Origin of the sequence: Embleya sp. NPDC020630 (assembly GCF_044334985.1) — a bacterium.
GTDB lineage: Bacteria > Actinomycetota > Actinomycetes > Streptomycetales > Streptomycetaceae > Embleya.
On the sequence record NZ_JBIRUB010000056.1, the window covers coordinates 1 to 3067 of the forward strand.

General features: G+C 57.9%; 1 rRNA gene. It reads right to left on the bottom strand.

The window, feature by feature from the left end:
* Nucleotides 1-3019: ribosomal RNA gene (locus ACH4XV_RS48430) — 23S ribosomal RNA — on the bottom strand; the annotation flags it as partial.
* Between the last annotated feature and the right edge of the window lie 48 nt (nt 3020-3067).

Consider the following 3067-nt stretch of genomic DNA (forward strand, 5'->3'; position numbering starts at 1 on the left):
GGTGGGAGTCCTCATCTCGAAGCAAGCTTCCCGCTTAGATGCTTTCAGCGGTTATCCCTCCCGAACGTAGCCAACCAGCCATGCCCTTGGCAGAACAACTGGCACACCAGAGGTTCGTCCGTCCCGGTCCTCTCGTACTAGGGACAGCCCTTCTCAAGACTCCTACGCGCACAGCGGATAGGGACCGAACTGTCTCACGACGTTCTAAACCCAGCTCGCGTACCGCTTTAATGGGCGAACAGCCCAACCCTTGGGACCTACTCCAGCCCCAGGATGCGACGAGCCGACATCGAGGTGCCAAACCATCCCGTCGATATGGACTCTTGGGGAAGATCAGCCTGTTATCCCCGGGGTACCTTTTATCCGTTGAGCGACGGCGCTTCCACAAGCCACCGCCGGATCACTAGTCCCTGCTTTCGCACCTGCTCGACCCGTCGGTCTCACAGTCAAGCTCCCTTGTGCACTTACACTCGACACCTGATTGCCAACCAGGATGAGGGAACCTTTGGGCGCCTCCGTTACCCTTTAGGAGGCAACCGCCCCAGTTAAACTACCCATCAGACACTGTCCCTGATCCGGATCACGGACCCAGGTTAGACATCCAGCACGACCAGAGTGGTATTTCAACGACGACTCCACGGACACTGGCGTGTCCCCTTCACAGTCTCCCACCTATCCTACACAAGCCGAACCGAACACCAATATCAAACTATAGTAAAGGTCCCGGGGTCTTTCCGTCCTGCTGCGCGAAACGAGCATCTTTACTCGTAGTGCAATTTCACCGGGCCTGTGGTTGAGACAGTCGAGAAGTCGTTACGCCATTCGTGCAGGTCGGAACTTACCCGACAAGGAATTTCGCTACCTTAGGATGGTTATAGTTACCACCGCCGTTTACTGGCGCTTAAGTTCTCAGCCTCGCCCCGAAGAGCTAACCGGTCCCCTTAACGTTCCAGCACCGGGCAGGCGTCAGTCCGTATACATCGTCTTACGACTTCGCACGGACCTGTGTTTTTAGTAAACAGTCGCTTCTCGCTGGTCTCTGCGGCCACCACCAGCTCACCCTGCAAGAGGGATCACCAACAATGGCCCCCCTTCTCCCGAAGTTACGGGGGCATTTTGCCGAGTTCCTTAACCACAGTTCACCCGAACGCCTTGGTATTCTCTACCTGACCACCTGAGTCGGTTTGGGGTACGGGCCGCCACGACACTCGCTAGAGGCTTTTCTCGGCAGCATAGGATCATCCACTTCCCCACAATCGGGTCGGCATCAGGTCTCAGGCTATATGTCGTGCGGATTTGCCTACACGACGCCCTACACCCTTACCCCGGGACTACCACCGCCCGGGCTGGACTACCTTCCTGCGTCACCCCATCGCTCACCTACTACCCGATTGGTTCGGCGGCTCCACCCATCCGATCACCCGAAGGATCCCGGCGGCTTCACGGCCTTAACATCACGAGGTTCAGCGCTGGCGCATCGTAGCGGGTACGGGAATATCAACCCGTTGTCCATCGACTACGCCTGTCGGCCTCGCCTTAGGTCCCGACTTACCCTGGGCGGATTAGCCTGCCCCAGGAACCCTTGGTCATCCGGCGCACACGTTTCCCACGTGTGATTCGCTACTCATGCCTGCATTCTCACTCGTGCAGCGTCCACCACTGGTTTCCACCGCGACTTCACTCGCTGCACGACGCTCCCCTACCCATCCGTACACCTGAACCACGAAGGCTTGGCTAACATACGAATGACACGACTTCGGCGGTGCGCTTGAGCCCCGCTACATTATCGGCGCGGAATCACTTGACCAGTGAGCTATTACGCACTCTTTCAAGGGTGGCTGCTTCTAAGCCAACCTCCTGGTTGTCTCTGCGACTCCACATCCTTTCCCACTTAGCGCACGCTTGGGGGCCTTAGTCGGTGCTCTGGGCTGTTTCCCTCTCGACCACGGAGCTTATCCCCCGCAGTCTCACTGCCGCGCTCTCACTTACCGGCATTCGGAGTTTGGCTTATCTCAGTAACCTGGTGAGGCCCATCAACAATCCAGTGCTCTACCTCCGGCAAGAAACACACGACGCTGCACCTAAATGCATTTCGGGGAGAACCAGCTATCACGGAGTTTGATTGGCCTTTCACCCCTAACCACAGGTCATCCCCCAGGTTTTCAACCCTGGTGGGTTCGGGCCTCCACACGGTCTTACCCGCGCTTCACCCTGCCCATGGCTAGATCACTCCGCTTCGGGTCTTGGGCGCGCGACTCAATCGCCCTGTTCGGACTCGCTTTCGCTACGGCTACCCCACACGGGTTAACCTCGCCACACACCGCAAACTCGCAGGCTCATTCTTCAAAAGGCACGCAGTCACGGCCACCCCCGACAAAACGAGGATGACGACGCTCCCACGGCTTGTAGGCACACGGTTTCAGGTACTATTTCACTCCCCTCCCGGGGTACTTTTCACCTTTCCCTCACGGTACTAGTCCGCTATCGGTCACCAGGGAATATTTAGGCTTGGCGGGTGGTCCCGCCGGATTCACACGGGATTTCTCGGGCCCCGTGCTACTTGGGAAATGCGCAAGCAAGCCGTACATGTTTCGTCTACGGGGGTCTTACCCTCTACGCCGGACCTTTCGCATGTCCTTCGACTACACATACGGTTTCTGACTCGCCGACCGGCCGGCAGACCGATCAAGCACACTCCCACGACCCCGATCACGCAACCCCTGCCGGGTATCACACGTGACCGGTTTAGCCTCATCCGATTTCGCTCGCCACTACTCTCGGAATCACGGTTGTTTTCTCTTCCTGCGGGTACTGAGATGTTTCACTTCCCCGCGTTCCCTCCACACACCCTATATATTCAGGTGCGGGTGACAGCCCATGACGACTGCCGGGTTTCCCCATTCGGACACCCCCGGATCACAGCTCGGTTGACAGCTCCCCGGGGCCTATCGCGGCCTCCCACGTCCTTCATCGGTTCCTGGTACCTAGGCATCCACCGTGCGCCCTTAACAACTTGGCCACAGATGCTCGCGTCCACTGTGCAGTTCTCAAACAACAACCGATTCCA